The organism is Akkermansia muciniphila (genome assembly GCF_900184965.1).
Taxonomy (GTDB): domain Bacteria; phylum Verrucomicrobiota; class Verrucomicrobiia; order Verrucomicrobiales; family Akkermansiaceae; genus Akkermansia; species Akkermansia muciniphila_A.
Genome location: NZ_FXYA01000003.1, coordinates 36,974 through 54,004, shown reverse-complemented (window position 1 = coordinate 54,004; position 17,031 = coordinate 36,974). Strand labels below are relative to the sequence as shown.

General features: G+C 57.4%; 18 protein-coding genes and 1 tRNA gene. 5 read left to right on the top strand and 14 right to left on the bottom strand.

Annotated features, from left to right (window positions below; all coding sequences use genetic code 11):
- From CI070_RS00940 to CI070_RS00895, 10 genes are all read right to left on the bottom strand, one after another.
- Nucleotides 1-1,893: vWA domain-containing protein (locus CI070_RS00940; RefSeq protein ID WP_094136263.1), on the bottom strand; the 1,893-nt coding region annotated here is incomplete at its 3' end.
- A gap of 17 nt (nucleotides 1,894-1,910) precedes the next feature.
- Nucleotides 1,911-2,897 carry a VWA domain-containing protein gene (locus tag CI070_RS00935; RefSeq protein ID WP_094136262.1) on the bottom strand — a complete coding sequence of 329 codons (987 nt, stop codon included), beginning with the start codon at nucleotides 2,895-2,897 and terminating at the stop codon, nucleotides 1,911-1,913.
- A 6-nt stretch (nucleotides 2,898-2,903) separates the two neighbouring features.
- Nucleotides 2,904-3,518 (bottom strand): DUF4381 family protein, encoded by a 615-nt coding sequence (locus tag CI070_RS00930; RefSeq protein WP_094136261.1) that lies wholly within the window; start codon nucleotides 3,516-3,518, stop codon nucleotides 2,904-2,906.
- An 18-nt stretch (nucleotides 3,519-3,536) separates the two neighbouring features.
- Nucleotides 3,537-4,427, bottom strand: coding sequence for a DUF58 domain-containing protein (locus CI070_RS00925; protein ID WP_094136260.1), 891 nt, complete (start codon nucleotides 4,425-4,427; stop codon nucleotides 3,537-3,539).
- Between the two features lie 98 nt (nucleotides 4,428-4,525).
- Nucleotides 4,526-5,509 carry an AAA family ATPase gene (locus CI070_RS00920; RefSeq protein WP_094136259.1) on the bottom strand — a complete coding sequence of 328 codons (984 nt, stop codon included), beginning with the start codon at nucleotides 5,507-5,509 and terminating at the stop codon, nucleotides 4,526-4,528.
- Between the two features lie 54 nt (nucleotides 5,510-5,563).
- Complete coding sequence (gatA, locus tag CI070_RS00915; RefSeq protein ID WP_094136258.1) at nucleotides 5,564-6,976, bottom strand: Asp-tRNA(Asn)/Glu-tRNA(Gln) amidotransferase subunit GatA; 1,413 nt, start codon at nucleotides 6,974-6,976, stop codon at nucleotides 5,564-5,566.
- A 48-nt stretch (nucleotides 6,977-7,024) separates the two neighbouring features.
- Nucleotides 7,025-7,318, bottom strand: a complete 294-nt coding sequence (gatC, locus tag CI070_RS00910) for an Asp-tRNA(Asn)/Glu-tRNA(Gln) amidotransferase subunit GatC (RefSeq protein WP_012420815.1) — start codon at nucleotides 7,316-7,318, stop codon at nucleotides 7,025-7,027.
- A 47-nt stretch (nucleotides 7,319-7,365) separates the two neighbouring features.
- Nucleotides 7,366-7,698, bottom strand: coding sequence for a hypothetical protein (locus CI070_RS00905; protein ID WP_094136257.1), 333 nt, complete (start codon nucleotides 7,696-7,698; stop codon nucleotides 7,366-7,368).
- Nucleotides 7,695-8,282: a hypothetical protein gene (locus CI070_RS00900; protein WP_094136256.1), complete on the bottom strand. Its 588-nt coding sequence runs from the start codon at nucleotides 8,280-8,282 to the stop codon at nucleotides 7,695-7,697. Before CI070_RS00900 ends, CI070_RS00905 begins: the two co-directional genes overlap by 4 nt.
- Nucleotides 8,283-8,402: 120 nt before the next feature.
- Nucleotides 8,403-8,615, bottom strand: coding sequence for a hypothetical protein (locus CI070_RS00895; RefSeq protein ID WP_143245588.1), 213 nt, complete (start codon nucleotides 8,613-8,615; stop codon nucleotides 8,403-8,405).
- Between CI070_RS00895 and CI070_RS00890 the strand changes: the two genes are divergently transcribed.
- Genes CI070_RS00890 through CI070_RS00875 form a run of 4 tightly spaced genes read left to right on the top strand, consistent with a single transcriptional unit; the run spans nucleotide 8,614 to nucleotide 13,013 of the window.
- Nucleotides 8,614-9,390 (top strand): hypothetical protein, encoded by a 777-nt coding sequence (locus CI070_RS00890; RefSeq protein ID WP_143245587.1) that lies wholly within the window; start codon nucleotides 8,614-8,616, stop codon nucleotides 9,388-9,390. The genes CI070_RS00895 and CI070_RS00890 overlap by 2 nt on opposite strands.
- On the top strand, nucleotides 9,387-10,598 hold the full coding sequence (locus CI070_RS00885) for a tetratricopeptide repeat protein (protein WP_094136253.1): 1,212 nt from the start codon (nucleotides 9,387-9,389) through the stop codon (nucleotides 10,596-10,598). The genes CI070_RS00890 and CI070_RS00885 overlap by 4 nt, the downstream gene beginning before the upstream one ends.
- A complete protein-coding gene (locus tag CI070_RS00880) occupies nucleotides 10,598-12,136 on the top strand; it encodes an SUMF1/EgtB/PvdO family nonheme iron enzyme (RefSeq protein ID WP_094136252.1) in 1,539 nt (512 codons plus the stop codon). Before CI070_RS00885 ends, CI070_RS00880 begins: the two co-directional genes overlap by 1 nt.
- Nucleotides 12,137-12,170: 34 nt before the next feature.
- Nucleotides 12,171-13,013: a hypothetical protein gene (locus CI070_RS00875; protein ID WP_094136251.1), complete on the top strand. Its 843-nt coding sequence runs from the start codon at nucleotides 12,171-12,173 to the stop codon at nucleotides 13,011-13,013.
- Between the two features lie 100 nt (nucleotides 13,014-13,113).
- Here CI070_RS00875 and CI070_RS14015 read toward each other — a convergent pair whose 3' ends face one another.
- The 3 genes from CI070_RS14015 to CI070_RS14010 are packed head-to-tail and all read right to left on the bottom strand — an operon-like array spanning nucleotide 13,114 to nucleotide 15,038.
- Nucleotides 13,114-14,133, bottom strand: a complete 1,020-nt coding sequence (locus CI070_RS14015; protein WP_094136250.1) for a PDZ domain-containing protein — start codon at nucleotides 14,131-14,133, stop codon at nucleotides 13,114-13,116.
- Complete coding sequence (locus CI070_RS00865; RefSeq protein ID WP_094136249.1) at nucleotides 14,130-14,894, bottom strand: S1 family peptidase; 765 nt, start codon at nucleotides 14,892-14,894, stop codon at nucleotides 14,130-14,132. Before CI070_RS00865 ends, CI070_RS14015 begins: the two co-directional genes overlap by 4 nt.
- A 12-nt stretch (nucleotides 14,895-14,906) precedes the next feature.
- A complete protein-coding gene (locus CI070_RS14010; RefSeq protein WP_256943693.1) occupies nucleotides 14,907-15,038 on the bottom strand; it encodes a hypothetical protein in 132 nt (43 codons plus the stop codon).
- 188 nt (nucleotides 15,039-15,226) lie between these two features.
- On the opposite strand from CI070_RS14010, the gene CI070_RS00860 reads away from it, so the two are divergent.
- Nucleotides 15,227-15,301: transfer RNA gene (locus tag CI070_RS00860), tRNA-Gly, on the top strand.
- A 201-nt stretch (nucleotides 15,302-15,502) separates the two neighbouring features.
- On the opposite strand, the gene CI070_RS00855 is transcribed toward CI070_RS00860, so the two are convergent.
- Complete coding sequence (locus tag CI070_RS00855; RefSeq protein ID WP_094136248.1) at nucleotides 15,503-16,684, bottom strand: acyltransferase family protein; 1,182 nt, start codon at nucleotides 16,682-16,684, stop codon at nucleotides 15,503-15,505.
- Between the last annotated feature and the right edge of the window lie 347 nt (nucleotides 16,685-17,031).

The window sequence follows — 17,031 nt, the reverse complement described above, 5'->3', positions numbered from 1 at the left end:
GTTCTGGTCCTTGTTCTGGTCCTTGTTCTGGTCCTTGTTCTGGTCCTTGTTCTGGTCCTTGTTCTGGTCCTTGTTCTGGTCCTTGTTCTGGTCCTTGTTCTGGTCCTTGTTCTGGTCCTTGTTCTGGTCCTTGTTCTGGTCCTTGTTCTGGTCCTTGTTCTGGTCCTTGTTCTGGTCCTTGTTCTGGTCCTTGTTCTGGTCCTTGTTCTGGTCCTTGTTCTGGTCCTTGTTCTGGTCCTTGTTCTGGTCCTGTTGTTTTTTCTTTTCTTCTTCCAATTTCTTCTTTAACTCTTCCAGCTGCCGGCGGTATTCGTCCAGGGATTGATCATAACGGAGCATTTCCTCTTTGTTGGATGCTGCTCCTTCATGGGAACCATAGGCGGAGAGCGCGTCGTCAAAGCGCTTGACGGCTTCCTTAACATGTTTTTTCGCAACGGGTATTTTTGCCAGCCGGGCATCAATTTCCTTAATCTGGTCGTCAATGGAAGAGGGCCGGGCCTGCTGCTGTTCCCCTTCCGGCTTGGAGAAGGTCATGGTTTTGCGGGCCTGGGCGGCTTCCAGGTTGCCAAGGTTGAAGTGGGAATCCGCCTGGAGCGCGGGTTTGGGAGAAAGAAGCGCCTGGGAGAAAGCCTCCGCGGCTTCCTTGGGGTTATCAGCTTTTTGTGCCAGGCATCCTTTGGCGAATTCCAGGGCCTGGCGTGTTTCTTCCGCCAGGTCGGGGACAGCGAGCATTTCATCAATGTACTTGACGGCTTCTTCCGTTTTTCCCGTGCGGATCAAATCCGTAACATTGTCCAGGGCGTGCATGTCCGCCCGCGCTTCCGGTCCCAGCAGTCCGGCGCAGAACAACGCCGCAACAGCCAGAGCCGTCATACCGCGGCGCCCGGAACGGCGGAAGGAGCGCCAGCGTGTTCCCGCCAGAAGGGTGAGGATCAGGCAGATGAGGGCCGGAACGGCAAAGATGATGTAGCGGTCATTCGGCACGCGGCGCACTTCTTCCCTGCCTTCCGTGGCGTCCAGCCGGTCCGCGATGTCCTTGACGAAGCGGTTCAGCGCCGCTCCGTCGGAGAGTTGGACATACTGGCCTTCCGTTTGCCTGGCCAGGTATTGCAGGCTTTCCGGATTGAGCTTGGAGACGACGTGTTGGCCGCGACGGTCCCGGTACAGGCCGGAGGGGGATTGTTCATCCGGGATAGTGGTGCCGATGGTTGTGCCGATGCCCGCCGTCACGATGATAAGCTGGTGCTGCCGTGCGGCTTCCGCCGTCTTATAGGTGATGTTGACGGTGTCTTCCCCGTCGCTGAGGATGACGAGGGCGTTTTTGGCGTCCGCTTCCTTGTCCCGCTTGAAAGTTTGAAGGGCCAGGCGCACGACGTTTTCCAGGTTGGTTCCCCCTTGGGAAACCCAGCCGAATTGAAGTTGTTCAATGGTTTCTTTTAATGCGTTATGGTCATGGGTAAGGGGCATGAGCAGGACGGCGTCCCCGGAGAAGATGATGATGCCGAAGTTGTCCCCCGGCAGGGCGTCCAGCAGGTCGTAAGCGGCGGTTTTCGCTCTTCCCAGGCGGGTCGGGGAGGCATCCTTGCTGAGCATGGAGCGGGAGCAGTCAATAGCAATGAGGATGTTGCGCGATTTGGGAATTTCCTTTACCTCCGTGTAGCCGTCCACCGGACGCGCCATGGAGAGGATGGCGAAGATGGATGCCAGCACGGCAAAGATGACGGGGAGCACCCGGTGCCAGGTGGCCGGAGCGTGAACCAGTTCCCGCCGGTATTCCGGAGAGACGAGCACTTCCCATTTTCTGGAACGGCGGCGCCACAGCCACCAGGCCGCCGCCGCGAGCAGGGCAGGGAGAATGAGCGCGTACAGAACGTTGGGATAAAGGAAAGTCATGACGGATGAAGATCGTGTTACGGGGCGGGCGCCGGTTTAAGCACTTGCAGGGAGAGGCCCAGAAGCGTCAGCGCGGCTCCCGTTACAAGGAAGTACATGAAGTATTCTTCAATGTGGCGGACGGTTTGCACTTTGGCCTCGCTTTTCTCCAGCTTGCCGATGGAGGTGAACGCTTTATTGAAGGATGCCATGTTGGTGGCCCGGAAGTGTTCTCCGCCCGTGAGCTGGGCTATTTTCCGCAGGGTGGGTTCGTCAAATTCACTTTGCACCACCATGCCGTTCGCCAGGGTCCCTTCTTCCGTGCCCACGGCGATGGTATAAATTTTAATGCCCAGCTTGGCCGCGTTTTCCGCCGCTACCAGCGGGGATATCTGGCCGGAGTTGGAGGCGCCGTCCGTCACCAGGATGATGATTTTTGATTTGGTGTCCTTGCGGTCGTCCAGCCGGGTGGCCGCCGCCGCAATGGCGGAGCCGATGGCCGTGCCGTCCGCCTGGATCATGCGCGGATGGAAATCCCTGATGATGCTGTTGACCAGAGCGTGGTCCAGCGTGAGCGGACAGAAGGATTTGGTTTTCCCGGCGAATCCCACGATGCCGATGCGGTCGTCCGGACGGCTGTCAACGAATTGGGTGATGACATGTTTGGCGGCTACCAGCCGGTTGATGGGCATGCGGTTGAGAACCATGTCCGGCGTTTCCATGGAGTAGGAAAGGTCAAAGGCGATCATGATGTCGATGCCGTTGACTGTCCGAAAGGTTTTGTCTTCCACATGCTGGGGGCGCGCCAGGGCGATGGCGATGGCGGCAGCCGCCAGAACGAAGCAAAGGGCGCCTATTTTCCCAGCCAGGGATTGCGGCGCGCGCGCCAGGGAAGCGATGAAACGCACGGTAGGATAGGTGATGGAGCCTTCCGCCCCGCGCCTGCGGCGGAGGATGATGAGGCACAAGATGAGGGGTAGGGCATAGAGCCATTCAGGTTGTGCAAATTGGAAGTGTTCCGTCATGGTATGCTAGCGTTGGTTGAGGCGGGATGAAGATTTTTTGACGACAAGGTCCGTTTCTTCCTTCGTCCGGTGGGCGTCCGCCTCTATGTCATTGATGAGTTGGACTGTGGCATCCGCCAATTCGTTGACCATGGAATCATTTTCCGGGGTGTCCGGTTCATATTTGAGAGAAGCCATGCGGTCCAGCAAATCTCGCGTGGGGGCCTGTAGTTCGGAAGGCAGCGCGGTGAGCGCATCCGCCCGGCGGTTGAATTCCTGCTGGGTTTCATATAGCGCCGGGTCTTTGGTTTCTCCCACCAGGTATTTGCGGAGGATCAGGGAAAATTCCACGGCGGCCTGCCTGAGGGAGGGATGCGTGTTCCGGAGCGCCGAGATGTCCCGGATAGCGGTTTCCGCCGGGCTGAGCGGCGCGGCGGGGAGTCGTCCTTTCCTGCGAATGAGCACGATGACGGCGATGGCGACGGCCAGCAGGATGAAGGCCAATATGACCCAGATGCCCCACGCATCCCAAAAGCCCGCTTGAAAATAGGCGTCCGGGGATTGTGTTTCCATCAGGGAGGGAAACGCCGGCGGTTCCGGAATGGCCGAGGGGGGGGGCTGGATGGTGACAGGTGTCGGCATGGCTGGCGGAGAGAAGGATTAGCGTGAAAATTTACGGGATCTTCTGGCAAAAAGGGCCCGGAGAGGAGGCATGAAGTTTTCCGTGGTCTGAAAGTCCAGGAAGTCGATGCCCAGGCGGCGGAAATCCTGCGTCCATTTTTCACGGTGCAGATGCACGGCGTTGGCGTGGGCTTCCCGGACATCCTGGCGGGAAAGGTTCAGGAACATGCTTTTTCCGGTTTCCGGGTCTTTCAGGATGACGCGCCCGGCGTCAGGCAAATGCAGTTCCATCGGGTCTGCGATGCGGATGGGGATGAAGTCGTGCTTGAAGTTGAGTTGCCCCAGGGCGGCTTTGTTGGTCTCGCCCCAGAAGTCACTGATCATGATGACCATGGCCGCTTTTTTCTGGGAAAGGACAAGCTGCCGGGCTACATCGGAAATGTTCTGGTCGGCCCCATCGTTTTTGCTCGCTACGATTTCGCGGACGATGCGCAGGGTTTGCTTCACTCCCTTGGCCGGGGGGATGTAATGGGAGCGGCTGTTCCCGTAGATAAGGAGACCGCATTTATCCCCGCTTTGGGCAGCGCTGAAAGCGAGCACTGCCGCTACTTCCGCCGCATAGTCCAGCTTGGAGACGCGGGCCGCGGAAGAGGCGTAATGCATGGAGCCGCTGACGTCCACCGCCAGAATGACGGCCTGTTCCCGTTCCTCCCGGAAACGGCGGACAAATGGGGAGTTCATCCTGGCCGTCACTTTCCAGTCAATGAAGCGGGGGTCGTCCCCCGGCATGTATTCCCGGAAGTCGTCAAAGTCCAGCCCCTGCCCGCGGAAGCCGGACTGGTATTGCCCGGCGAAGTTTTCCGTGGCCAGATGCCTGGCGCGCAATTCAATGCGGCGTACGCGCTTGAGAATGTCTGAGGCTTTATCCATGAAATGATTCTCCCTGTTTGGGTTCAATCAGGTTTCGGCAAGGCGCCCCTCGGGGTCTGAAGGATCAAGGCGGATGCGGAAGCGTGCGCCTCCTGCCGTCACGGCACGGGAACTTTCGTCAGGATGTGGTCGATGACGTCGTCCGTGGAAATGTTTTCCGCTTCAGCCTCATAGGAAAGCAGGATGCGGTGGCGCAGGATATCGTGGGCCAGGTCTTTGATGTCCTGTGGAGTGACGAAGGAACGATGGTGCATGAAGGCATTGGCGCGGGAGGCCAGAGCCAGGTTGATGGTAGCGCGGGGTGACGCCCCTGCGCGGATGAGACCGCGCAGCTTTACGTCCACCGTTTCCGGGAAACGGGTGGCGCGCACCAGGTCCACGATGTAGCCGCGCACGGCGTCGTCAATATAAATCTGGTTTACCAGATCGCGGGAGGCAGCCACCTGCTCAGGCGTGGTGACCGGGGAGGTTTCCGGCGGTTTGGCGGAGCTGGCCATGAGGTCCAGAACCTGAAGTTCTTCTTCGCGCGTTGGGTAGGTGACCAGCACCTTGAAGAGGAAACGGTCAAGCTGGGCTTCCGGGAGCTGGTAGGTACCTTCCTGGTCAATCGGGTTTTGCGTAGCGAGCACCAGGAAGGGATCCGGGAGGCGGTAGGTGGTTTCGCCCAGGGTCACCTGGCGTTCCTGCATGGCTTCCAACAGGGCGGATTGCACTTTGGCTGGGGCGCGGTTGATTTCATCCGCCAGAATGAGATTGGCGAAGACCGGGCCTTTTTTGGCTGTGAACTGCCTTTCTTCCGGATTATAGATCATGGTGCCCAGCAAATCCGCCGGAAGAAGGTCCGGAGTGAACTGGATGCGGGCAAACTGTGCATGCAGCGTGCCCGCCATGGCTTTGACGGAAAGCGTCTTGGCAAGGCCGGGAACGCCTTCCAGCAGAACGTGCCCCTTGCAGAGAAGACTGAGTATTAATCTGTCCACAAGCGCTTGCTGGCCGATGACCACTTTACCGACCTCCGTTCTGAGAGCAGAAATCCACGATGAGTTCGCGGCGATAATTTCGTTGAATTCTCGGGTATCCATGATTCTTGATAGCAGTAAGACAGTATGCCGGGCATTTACGTTGAAAAAATCCTATTATTTCCCAAGGGCAAATCCGGTTTTCAACAGGAGGTCTTCCCGGAAATGGGGCGCCATTATCTGAAAGCCCACGGGAAGTTCCATGCCGTTTTCCTTAACGGTTCCGCAGGGAATGGACATGGCGGGGAGGCCGGTCAGGTTGGCGGGGATTGTGTAGATGTCCGCCAGATAGGTCTGGAGGTGGTCCATCGCGGAATCTCCGATTTTGGGAGCGGGCGCGGGAGAGGTAGGGCCTACGATGATGTCCGCCCTGGAAAAAGCTTCCGCAAAGTCTCTGGCGACCAGGGAGCGGACTTTTTGAGCGCGGGAATAGTAGGCGTCATAGTAACCGGAGCTGAGCACGTAGGTGCCCAGGATGATGCGGCGCTTGACTTCTGGCCCGAATCCTTCTTCACGGGTGCGTGAGAAGAGTTCCACCAGTCCGGCGGCGTCTTCCGCTCTCTTGCCGTAGCGCACGCCGTCAAACCGGGAGAGGTTGGAAGACGCTTCCGCGCAGGCGATGATATAGTAGGCGGCGACGACGGCGTCCGCGTGGGGCAGATTGATTTCCACCAGCTCCGCACCCAGGTTTTCCAGCTGTTTCACGGTGTTTTGCACTGCCTCGGAAATGCCCGGATGGTTGCCGGAGGTAAAGTATTCCGAAGGGATGCCCACTTTCAGCCCTTTGACGTCGCGGCCCAGCGCGGCTTCAAAGTCCGGCACGGGGCAGTTTGCGGATGTGGAGTCTTTCCGGTCGTGTCCGGAGATGGCCTGGAGCAGGATGGCTGCGTCTTCGACTGTTTGGGTCATGGGGCCGATCTGGTCCAGGGAAGAGGCGAATGCCACCAGCCCGTAACGGGAAACGCGCCCGTAGGTGGGCTTGAGGCCCACAATGCCGCAGTGCCCGGCCGGCTGCCGGATGGAGCCGCCTGTGTCCGAACCGAGTGCGGCAATGGCGGTAGCGGATGCGACGGCGGCAGCGGAGCCGCTGGAGGAACCGCCCGGGATGCGGTCCGGGGCGTTCGGGTTGCGCGTGATGCCGTAAGCGGAGTTTTCTCCGCTGGCCCCCATGGCGAATTCATCCATGTTCGTGCGGCCCAGCGGGATGCCGCCCGCTGCTTTCAGCAGGCGGATGGAAGTGGCGTCATAGGGAGAAACATAAGGGGAAAGAAGGCGGGAGGCGCAGCGCGTCGGCTGGCCCAGGACATTGATGTTGTCCTTCACGGCGATGGGGATGCCGGCCAGGGGGCTGGAAATATCCGCCCCAGCCGCGGCCCGGAGGGCTGCTTCGCGGTCAAAGGAGATATAGGCGTTGGTTGTCCGGTCCGCCTCGATGGCGTCCGCCGTCAGGTTGACCAGTTCGGCAGGGGAAAGTTCCTTGCGGCGCAGACGGTCGCGCCACTGGGCCAGGGTGCCTTGAATTTTTGACATGGGAGGGAAAAGGTAAAGACGGTTGAAACGTGAAAAGAGACGGGAAGATCAGGCGGATTCCACCACCTTGGGTGTGCGGAACTGTCCCTGGGACTGCTGGGGAGCATTGGAGAGGGCTTCTTCCTGGGTGAAGCCGGTTTCAGGAATGTCTTCGCGCATGACATCCATTGCCGGGAGAGGATGGTTCATGGGGGCGATGCCCGTGACATCGTAGGATTCCAGCTTGGTGATATAGGCCAGGACTTTGTCCAGATCCTTGGAGAAGAGGGCTGTTTCTTCCTCTGTCAGATCAATGCGCGCCAGTTTGGCAATGTAGGCTACGTCTATTTGGGGCGTGCTCATGGTATAAAATATAGGAAAGGTGCGGAAAAGAGGGGGACAGGGTCCTCCTACTGCTGTTCCAGCAGACGGACGATCCAGCAGAAGGAGGCGGCGATGGCGCAGACCAGCAGGCCCAGCAGCATGAAGTTTTCACGCAGCTCTCGCCTCATGTTGGTGGCGCGCCCGTCACGGGCCACTACGGCACGCAGAGCCCGGTTCTGGTTACCTTCCCGAACGCGGTCGGGAGGCGGCATGGTATTGCGGTCCAGGCGCATGCGGGTCTGCTGGGCCGGGCGTTTGAGAGAGGCTTCCAATTCCTGGATGCGGCTCTCAATTTCCCGTGAGGCGCGATCCAGTTCTGCCAGTTCTGAGGAACGGCGTTTGGTTTTTCTTTTAATCATGATGCGGAAGGGCTGAAAATCCAGATGAAAAAGAGAATGATGAGGGCAATCAGGAGCAGGGGAAGATGAAAGGAAAGGCCCTGGAGGAACTGGGTCATGAATTCGCGGGAGCTGATGCGCACTTTGCTGGAGCGGCGCACCCCGGTGAGCACTTTGGTATGCTGCATGCGCGCGCACTGCTGGACAGCATCCGCGAATTCCTCCTCGCAACGGTCAATGACCTGCTGGCCCTGGTTGATCAGGTTGTCCGTATTTTCAATAGGCCATTCGTCCGGACGCACGGTGCTGAGCATTTTCAGGCTGCGCGTCAGCGCCATATGGATTTGTTCCAGTTCATTGCTTTCCTGGCGGAGGCTTTCCACTTCCCGGCCGATGAGGTCTGTAGCGTTGACCATGCGGTCGCCCAGCTCATTCTGCTGGTCCATAAACCTGGCTTTGCGCATGTGGCTTTCTTCCAGGCGGCGGCGGGAGTTTTCCACTTCCTCCTTTTCCTTCCGCAGCTGTTCCAGTCTTAGCTGGGCCTGTTCCATATCGGCGTCCATCTGGTCGTCTGCCTGGGAATTGTAGCCGGGTTCGGCGTCCATGCGGCGGTATTGAGGGTGACTTGGTCTCATATGCGGAAAAAATAATGCAGGCCGGCGTAAGGGATTGCAACGTTTCCACTCCTTTTTGCCGGAGCGGGGAACGCCTGCGCGTGCTATTATTTAACTTTCACAAAATAAATCAAGCCAAGAAGAAGGCAGGGAAAGATTTTCCGGATGCTTTCCCGGCAGGAAGTTCCCCGTTCCCGCAAAGGTGGAGGAGGCGAGCTTTTTTTTATGGTCAAAGGCATGGATTTGCTGGTATGTAGGAAACATGCAGTCTGACACGGTAGAATGTAAGCCGACCATGTGGTTTACCGGCAGGGCGGTTATCATGGCTCTCATGTTTCTGGGGTTCGGAGTGTATTTTTATTATGATGCGTCCACCGGATACCCTCAAAAAAATCTGGAGTTTTTCATGCACAAGGCGTTCGTGGACGCTGGAGCCGTGTTTGACCGCGAGGTGAGCGGAAAAGGGGCGTCTGCAGAGGACTGGGAGCGCATTGTTCTGGCGCGCACCGTGAAATTTCCGGAGGGATACGAGATCCCTTCCGACGTGGACAGGAACGCGATGCCGTGGCCTGCCATTTTGGCGGATTACAGTCTGATGTCCGCTCCCGGCAAGGGCTGGAGCGCTGCGTGGCAATCCTATTCCGGAGAGAAGCACTATCCCATCAAGCCGGTGGATCACCCGTATGACGCCTCCAAAATTTTTGAGCAGTGGGTGGCCGGGTGCATTTGCATGGCGCTTGCCATGGTGGCTCTGTTTTTCCTGGTGAGAACGCGCGGCAGGAAAATGTCCCTGAACGGGGAAGAGGTGACGGCCGCCGGGGTGGTTTTCCGCGTGGATGACATTGCCCGTCTGGATTTGCGCAGATGGAAACTGAAAGGGCTGGCCATAGCGACGCTGAAGCCGGAATGCGGAGGCGCCCGAATCAGGCTGGACGGTCTGACTTACGGCGGTTTCCGGAAGGAGGATTCTCCCCATAACGCGGAAGATTTCATGAAGGCTCTTTTGTCTCTCTACAGAGGAGAAATAGTGGATTATGAAGAGATTCCCGATGCCGGCGGGTCGCCTGCCCGGAAAGAGGACGAGGAACGTGCCGTATGAGCGGGTCTCTTCCACCGGAAAAGGGCGCTAATGACCGCGCGTTTTGCGTCGCCTGCTGGACGCTGGGGGGGCTGGCGTTTGTCCTGTTGTTGATGGTGGGCGTTTCTTTCAGCCTGTCTGTCCGTACCATGGTGGTGGAAAAAGTGGTGGAAAAGCCTGTCCCCGTTCCGGCCCGGGAGAAACCGGAGAGCCCGGGCGGAGCCATTGAGGATGGAGCGGCTGAGGAGACGGCACATAGGGTGAACGCTCCGGCATCCCCTTCTGAAAAGCCCCGTTCCGTGGAAGAAATGCTCCGGGAAGCCGATTTGTCAGATCCGGCAGCCGATTCAGTTCCGGTTGCCGCGGCTGTTGCGGGAGGGGGGGGCGCCTCCAGCGGGGCATCCCTTCCCGCCGAGAATCCGGATGATGTGATGCCCCCCATGACGGAGGAAGTGGCGGAGCTTGTCAAGGCGGCCCGGTACGCCCAGATTGAAGGAGACCTTAAAGTGGCGGTCGTGAAGCTGGAGCAGGCCATGAGGCTGGAACCTGATAATCCGGTGGTGCTTTATTATTACGGACTCACCTATGAATGGCTGAGGAACGCGGATAAGTCACGGGAGTTTTTTCTGAAAGTATATACCCAGCGGGAGAAGGCGGGAAAATATTTTGCGCGTGCGGCGCGGCACCTCCAGGCCGGCTTTTCCAGCCCGGCGGATTTGCGGGGGGATATGTCCTTCGGCACTATTCTGGAATACCGGGATCCGGAATGCCCCGCCGGGGAGCGCGTCAAGCTGATGGTGCCTATTCTGATGAAGGACGGCCTGAATGTCAGGCCGGAGGATTTGCGCGTCATTGTCCAGTTTTTTGACAAAGTGAATGGGAAGAAAGTGGAAAAGACGCACGCGCCCGAACCTTCTTCCCGATGCGTTACGGAACCTGCGGATTGGGCGGACGGTGAGGAAATCATGGAAATAACCTACTACATGCCCCCTTTGACGGAAGAAGAGACGATCGCTTATGGAAGCCTGAAGTATTACGGATATACCGCTAAATTGTATTACAAGGGAGAACCGATGGATTGCCATGCTTCCCCGCCCGTGCTATTTTTACTGGAACAGATGAATCAGAGTTCTCCTTCCGGCCTGCCCGAGATTTATGACGGCGGCTTGCTTCCCCCTGTAGAAGCGGCTCCGGTTTCTGATTCTTATGAATCCCTTTTGCCTCCCTGATGCCTGATTTGTCCATGTTTGACCTTCCCCACAATTTTGGCGACTACACGCTGGTGGCATTCATTGGCCGCACGCGCGGTGGGATTCTTTATCAGGCCATCCAGCAGGGCATGGACCGTTCCGTGTTCCTGGAGCTGCTGGATCCGGGCAATCCGGAGGGGGTAGGCGTGGAGGATTTCCTGATGAAGGCCCGCACGCGCGCCGTCATCAATGCTCCGGTGCTGGGCACCGTCTATGAAGCGTCCCAGGCCCAGGGATACTGGTTCGTCACCAGCGAACAACTGGGAGGCGCGTCCCTCCAGGCCTTGCTGGACCGCGGGCAGACCCTGTCCATGAAGGATTTGCTGAAAGTGATTGAAACGGTTGGCAATATGTGCGGCAGGTATGAACGTCTGCGGACCGCTTTCAATATCATGGAGCCGCGTCACATTTTCCTGGATGACAAGTCCTCCGTGCGGCTGATGAATACGGCCGTGCCCGGTGACTTTCACGAAGAAATGTCCCGAACCCAGATGAAGCGCCTGGGCGTTGACCTGCCGCCTCTGGTGACGCCGGATGTGCCCGGAACCACGCGGCTGCGCACCCTGCTGGAATGGATGAGGGAAGGGCAGAACGGAAAGCCGATGCAATGGGACCAGGTTATGGAGCTGGTTGCTGCGGTCCGTGAGCAGCTGGGGCTTTCCCCCCGGGTGACCACCCACCGCTATACCGTCCCCGCGGAATCCCGCGAAAAAGCCGGAAAACGGCTGCTTTGGGCCGGAACGGGCCTGCTGGGCGCGGGAATAGCCGCGGCTGCCGTTCTTCTGTTATTCCCCCGGGAAAAGGAAACCGTATCCTGCCCCCATGTTCCGTCTCCTAAACATTATCCCGATTTTTCCGCCAGCGATCATACGGAAGTCCGCGTAACTCTTCCCGGAGGCGGGGAGCTGATTGTGGGGGCCCATGAAATTACCCTGGAATCCTACCGTCTGTTTTTGGAACAGTGGGCACGCCTTACTCCGGAGCTGAGGGAGGAATATTCCCATCCGGACCAGCCGGACAAGAGGACTGCCTCCCATATTCCCCGGGACTGGGAGGCTATGTGGAAGGCGGCTTCCATGCCGGGAGGCAAATGGAAATGCAGGAAAATAACGCCCCGCTCTCCCGTCGTCAACGTTACTTTCTGGGATGCCTGGGCGTATGCGAGATGGAAGCCCGTGGCCCCCGGAGAACCGCGCTACCGCCTGCCTGAGCGTGGGGAATGGATGGCCCTGGGAAAGATGATGGAAACGGGTGAAAAGGGTGACAAGACGCTGGTGATTGACAGATACAGCAATGATTACGATTTAAAAACCGGCGTATGCGGCATGGCTTCCGGCGTGATGGAATGGACTTCTTCCATGGAAAAGGATCCTGCGCGCGTGAAGGAGCCTCCGGGGCCGGTGGCCTGCGGCGGAGACTGGAGGCAACCCGGCATCTCCAACCGGGTGGAATACCTGCGCTCCCGCGGTGAAAGCCGGGACAACCTGGGGTTCAGAATCGTGCGGGATGTCCGCTGACTTGTTTAATAACAATACTTAACATACCAATATCATGAAACATATCCTTGCCATGCTGCTGGCCCTGCTGGGCGCGTCCGGGGCCCTGGCCCAGATTTACGTGAAAGTCGTTCCGGAAAAGAAGACCTTCCTCAGCGGGGAAGCCATGTATATGAGGCTGACCATTACCAACAATTCCGGCGTGCCCGTGGAACTGAAAAGCCGGGAATATTCCTCCTGGCTGGATATCCATGTGGAGCATTCCACTGCGGGGACGGAGCTCCCACAGTCCAAGTTTGCGCTGTTCCCGCCTCTCAAGGTTCCGGCCGGCATGAGCGTTTCCCGCAAGATTGATCTGCGCCATTTCTATGACTTGTCCCGTGAGGGCAACTACCATGTGCAGGCCGTTGTCAAAATGCCCAACCAGAAGGACATGTTTGCTTCCCAGAAATCCCTGTTTGCCGTCCGGACGGGAACGCCCATGTGGTCCCAGACCGTAGCTATTCCAGCCAGTGCCAAGCGGTGCACTTTTTCCGTTTGCACCATTGCCGTGCGGGGGATCCAGAAGTTGTATGTGCAGACGAAGGATCCGGATACGGGAGTGGCCTACAATGCCGTGTGCATCGGGGACTGGCTGGGGACCACGCGTCCGCAGTGCATGGTGGACGGCAAGGCGAATGTCCATGTCTTCTTCCCAACTACTCCCATGCTGAGCGCGTATTCCCGCATCAACTACCGGGGAACGATGGAGAAGCTCCAGTACTATAAAAAGGTGGTGGGAGCTCCCTCCATGATCTTTCTCCCGGACGGCAGCGTGCGTGTGACGGGAGCCGTCCATTATGATCCTACCGTGAAGCCCAAGACGGTTCCGGATGCCGCTGACGTTCCCGGCATGTGAATCCGTCCGGGTTTCCTGGGAGCCATGCAGGGAACAGGAAAAGGCAAATGCGCTGCTTCTCCTGTACGGGAAAAAGGAGATATTCCGGTATTTCCCTGAGTTATTTTTCCGGCTGAGGCGCGTTTTTCAGGATGTTTTGCACGCTTTTCTGCACCAGGCTGACGGGAAGGGCGTAATTTTCCGCCCGGTTCACTCTGGCGATGTTCATGCCGATGAGTTCCCCTTTGAGGTTGAGCAGCGGGCCTCCCATCAGCGTGCACCGGGAAGGGGTGTCATGCTGGAGGACCATAGGAAAATCATCCCTGCGTTTACTGAAGCCGCCGCTGATCAGGTCATTGGAATCCTCAGGAACGTTTTCTCCCAGGGCCTGACGTCTGGAACCCAGCGTGATGGTGTAGGATAACCTTTTATCCTTGCGTTTGACGTCCAGCGTCACTTTTTCCCCCACTTTTTTCCCGGACAGGATGGGGGAAACGGCATTCAGCGCAGTAATGGGCGTGCCGTCCACCGTCAGAATCTCATCTCCGGCCATGGCTCCGGCCTGGGCCGCGGGTCCGTCCTTGATAACTTCCTGAATGGAACAGGGGGCGCCGAAGACGACGCCCAGATAGGCGGTATCTCCATTCGGGATGGGGCGCCGCGCCGCGCTAAGGGTTCCCAGCTGGGGCCGTCTGGAAGTACGGGTGGTGGAACCGTTGCTTACCACCAGAGTTCCCATGGCTGCATCATTGCTGACGGGGCCGGGGGCGCGCAGGCCTGAGGCTTCCACTTTCACTACCGCGATGTCTGTGGACGGGTCCGAGCCAATTTCCCTGAACTGCCCATATTTGGAAGAACCTACCCGGATAGTCAGATCCCTGTAGGAATGGAGTTCCGAGGCCTTGGTGGCGATATAGCCGTCCGGGCTAAGCACAATGCCGTAAATCACAACATCATGACCGGAAAAGAAAACCGCGCTCAAGTCCTGAAGACGTTCGCGGATGGGTTCGATGATTTTCAGAACGGCTTTTCCGTTGATTCTCTGTTCAAAATCCAGGCTCCCGCTGTTTCCTGCCGCCAGAGCGGGATGAAACAGGAAGAAGGCCAGGGGAGACAGGCAGACGCAGAAAGAACATTTCATGATAGCTTAGGGGTGAATGGCTGGCTGTCCTGTTCCGGTGCCGGCGTCAGGGAGGGCTTTTCTTCCGCTGCCTCCTCCGTCAGAGCATCGAAATCCTTCATGGGCACGTGAAGATTGTCTTCAAGACCGGAACCGACCCGGCTGTGAATGCCAATCAGCTTTCCATCCAGATTGAAAAGAGGTCCGCCGGAATCTCCGCGAATCAACTTGCAGTCCGTCTGAATGACGCCGTCTTTGAGGGAAACCACCCTTCCCAGGCGCACCATCGGGCCGCGTTTCCGATCCAGACCTCCGCCGTGCCCCAGCGCGAATACCCAGTCCCCCACACGAGGCATTTCTTCCGCTTTTTCCACGCAGGGCAGGTCCCTGTTCAATTTGGACGTGGTTTTGGCCATGCCTGCATCCGAATTACTGTTTTGCGCCGTAGTTTTTCCAGGCAGGCACGTTCCATCCGGCAGGATGATTTTGAGCGTAGTGCCTTTTTTGTCCACGACGTGGGCCGCTGAAAAAACCAGGCCTTTTTCCGAAACCAGGATGCCGGAGCCGCTGCCGTTGTTGATTTCAATGCAGACCAGGGCGGGGAGTACCCGGGGAAGCATTTGCTGAAGCCGGTGTTCAATTTGCCGCAAGTCTTCTATGGATTGCGGGGTGGAAGCCAGGAGGCCGGCTCCATCAGCGGATTGTGCCGGAGCTGGCGGAACCAGTAATGCCGTGCCGCAGAGAATGGCGGAAAAACAGGGGAGCCGGAGAGCCGGGATCATGGTTGCCGGGGATTATTGCTCAGAGACGGAAGTTTCCGTCTTCTGCTGCTGGTCTTCCTGTCCTCCGCCCACCAGGGAATCATGGTAATATACGCCGATAAACAGGCCTGCCAGCGTAATAAGGGTAATGAGGAGTTCTTTCATGCCGTCACAGCATAGAATGCGTCCTTGCGTCTGACGAGAGAATTTCATTGATAAGCCGCATTTTGATGCAGTTCGGCAGAGCGTGGGATGAATGCGGATGAGGAAATAGACAAAATAAAGGTTGCTTTTTCCCGAGACAGGCGTATAAATCCGTCAGCGGCCGTTTCCGGTTCGCTGGCTCATTTAAAGCGGATGTAGCTCAGGGGTAGAGCGCAACCTTGCCAAGGTTGATGTCGTGGGTTCGAATCCCATCATCCGCTCCATTTTTTATTCCGGTCGGTTTGATGCGGGAATAACGGATTTGCCTGAACAGCGGTGTTTCCGCTTTATTGTTTGAAAGAGCGGAGAAAGGATATGGCGGTTTGTTTATCCTTGCAACGGTGAAACAAGAGCCGGATATCTTGTTTGCGACGAAGTTTTATGCGCTGTCCCGCCTTTGTTGCTCTCCACCGGAAGGCGAGGAATTATTGCGGAAGACCGTTTTCCTGAATGACGGGAGTTTTCTTTGGAAGGACTTTTCTTTTTAAGAACAGCGCCGTCAAATATTTACGGACCGGTTCATCATAGAGTTTCAGGCAGAGCCAGGCCAGCAGGATACTTCCGATGACGACGGCCAGAGCCCCGGGAAGGGAGGCCGGGAAGGAAAGCTTTTCGTTTTTCACCCATGCATAGTACAAGTAGATGAACGGGTAATGCACCATGTACAGGGGGTAGGAGATGTGGCCCAGGAAACGGCATATTTTATCCGTATAGGGATTTGTAATTTTGCCGGAAGCGCCGAAGAGGAGGATGAGCGGGAAAAATACCGCGAAGCACGCTGTTTCATAGAGGCTGTTCATCCAGAAAGCATTTTGTCCTCCCAGCCGGGGAACGGCCAGCAGAATGGCAAGAGACAGACTGCATAACCAGAAAGAATTTTTGACGTTGAACGGTTTGAACAGCCGGAACAGGAGCAGCCCGGCTGAGAAGGAGTACAACAGGCGCAGGGAGCCGCCCGTCCATTCCGTGCCGGTCATGGAGAATCCGGAGCATATGTCTCCGTTGGGGCCCCAGAAGCTGAAGGAGGCAAGGCCGCATCCGGCCGCGACAACCAGTATTGCCAGGGAACGTGTGGAGAGTTTCCGGATGAAGAGGGCATAAAGAAGGTTGCCGATGTATTCAAAGAACAGGGACCAGCTCGGGCCGTTGAGCGGGTACATTTCTCCCAGACCCCGGATTTCCATGCCGGGAGGTGACGGAATGAGCAGAATGTTGACGAAGGTGGCGGCGAACAGGGAAATGACCGCCACCTGCGATACGTCCCATACGGGGCAGCCCTGGAAATAGAAGATGAGCGCGCCGATGAGCGCTCCTATCGCCACCATGGGCTGTAGGCGTATAAGGCGGCGTTTGAGGAATTCCCGGGTCGTCATCGTTTTCCAGCGGTTGTCGTAGGCGTAGCCGATGACAAAGCCGGAAAGCATGAAGAAGAAATCGACGGCCAGGTAGCCGTGGTTGATGATTTGGTCCACATGGCTGGTGGCGTAGGCTTCAAAGATGTGGAACCATACGACGACAATGGCGGCCACGCCGCGCAAGCCGTCAAGAATGTGGTAGTGGTGTTTTTCACTGCCTGGGGGAATGGGCGGATGCTGCGTTTTCAACATGAGAGAAGCTGTTGTTCGATGCTGTTTTTGTTTTAAGGTGAAAAACCGGCTGCTCATGTTCCGTCTTTCAGGTGGATGCAGGTTCTCCGAAGACGCGGTTGCCGAGCTGCCTAACCAAATACCCTTTCTCCCTGCAGATTCTTTCAACAGGCGTTTCCCGTCTTATCCGCCGGCAGGAAGATGAGCGGAATGAACGGCGGTTTTCCGTAGGGGCGAGCCACTTATGCAGAGGAAGAGGCAAGCGACCGGGAATCCCGTCAGAATGAAAACGGTTTTGTAAGGATGCCGGGAAGAGCAGGGTGTTGATTACTGCCCGTCAGATTTCCGTAGACAAGAGTTTCCGGCCT

What these genes read in the sequence shown, in the direction of transcription:
- CI070_RS00875 (WP_094136251.1), top strand. Translation starts at nt 12,171, where the DNA reads ATGAAACATATCCTTGCCATGCTGCTGGCCCTGCTGGGCGCGTCCGGG.
- CI070_RS00865 (WP_094136249.1), bottom strand. Translation starts at nt 14,894, where the DNA reads ATGATCCCGGCTCTCCGGCTCCCCTGTTTTTCCGCCATTCTCTGCGGC.
- gatC (WP_012420815.1), bottom strand. Translation starts at nt 7,318, where the DNA reads ATGAGCACGCCCCAAATAGACGTAGCCTACATTGCCAAACTGGCGCGC.
- CI070_RS14015 (WP_094136250.1), bottom strand. Translation starts at nt 14,133, where the DNA reads ATGAAATGTTCTTTCTGCGTCTGCCTGTCTCCCCTGGCCTTCTTCCTG.
- CI070_RS00890 (WP_143245587.1), top strand. Translation starts at nt 8,614, where the DNA reads ATGGCTCTCATGTTTCTGGGGTTCGGAGTGTATTTTTATTATGATGCG.
- CI070_RS00885 (WP_094136253.1), top strand. Translation starts at nt 9,387, where the DNA reads ATGAGCGGGTCTCTTCCACCGGAAAAGGGCGCTAATGACCGCGCGTTT.
- CI070_RS14010 (WP_256943693.1), bottom strand. Translation starts at nt 15,038, where the DNA reads ATGAAAGAACTCCTCATTACCCTTATTACGCTGGCAGGCCTGTTTATC.
- CI070_RS00920 (WP_094136259.1), bottom strand. Translation starts at nt 5,509, where the DNA reads ATGGATACCCGAGAATTCAACGAAATTATCGCCGCGAACTCATCGTGG.
- CI070_RS00880 (WP_094136252.1), top strand. Translation starts at nt 10,598, where the DNA reads ATGCCTGATTTGTCCATGTTTGACCTTCCCCACAATTTTGGCGACTAC.
- CI070_RS00900 (WP_094136256.1), bottom strand. Translation starts at nt 8,282, where the DNA reads ATGGACGCCGAACCCGGCTACAATTCCCAGGCAGACGACCAGATGGAC.
- CI070_RS00905 (WP_094136257.1), bottom strand. Translation starts at nt 7,698, where the DNA reads ATGATTAAAAGAAAAACCAAACGCCGTTCCTCAGAACTGGCAGAACTG.
- CI070_RS00925 (WP_094136260.1), bottom strand. Translation starts at nt 4,427, where the DNA reads ATGGATAAAGCCTCAGACATTCTCAAGCGCGTACGCCGCATTGAATTG.
- CI070_RS00855 (WP_094136248.1), bottom strand. Translation starts at nt 16,684, where the DNA reads ATGTTGAAAACGCAGCATCCGCCCATTCCCCCAGGCAGTGAAAAACAC.
- CI070_RS00930 (WP_094136261.1), bottom strand. Translation starts at nt 3,518, where the DNA reads ATGCCGACACCTGTCACCATCCAGCCCCCCCCCTCGGCCATTCCGGAA.
- gatA (WP_094136258.1), bottom strand. Translation starts at nt 6,976, where the DNA reads ATGTCAAAAATTCAAGGCACCCTGGCCCAGTGGCGCGACCGTCTGCGC.
- CI070_RS00895 (WP_143245588.1), bottom strand. Translation starts at nt 8,615, where the DNA reads ATGATAACCGCCCTGCCGGTAAACCACATGGTCGGCTTACATTCTACC.
- CI070_RS00935 (WP_094136262.1), bottom strand. Translation starts at nt 2,897, where the DNA reads ATGACGGAACACTTCCAATTTGCACAACCTGAATGGCTCTATGCCCTA.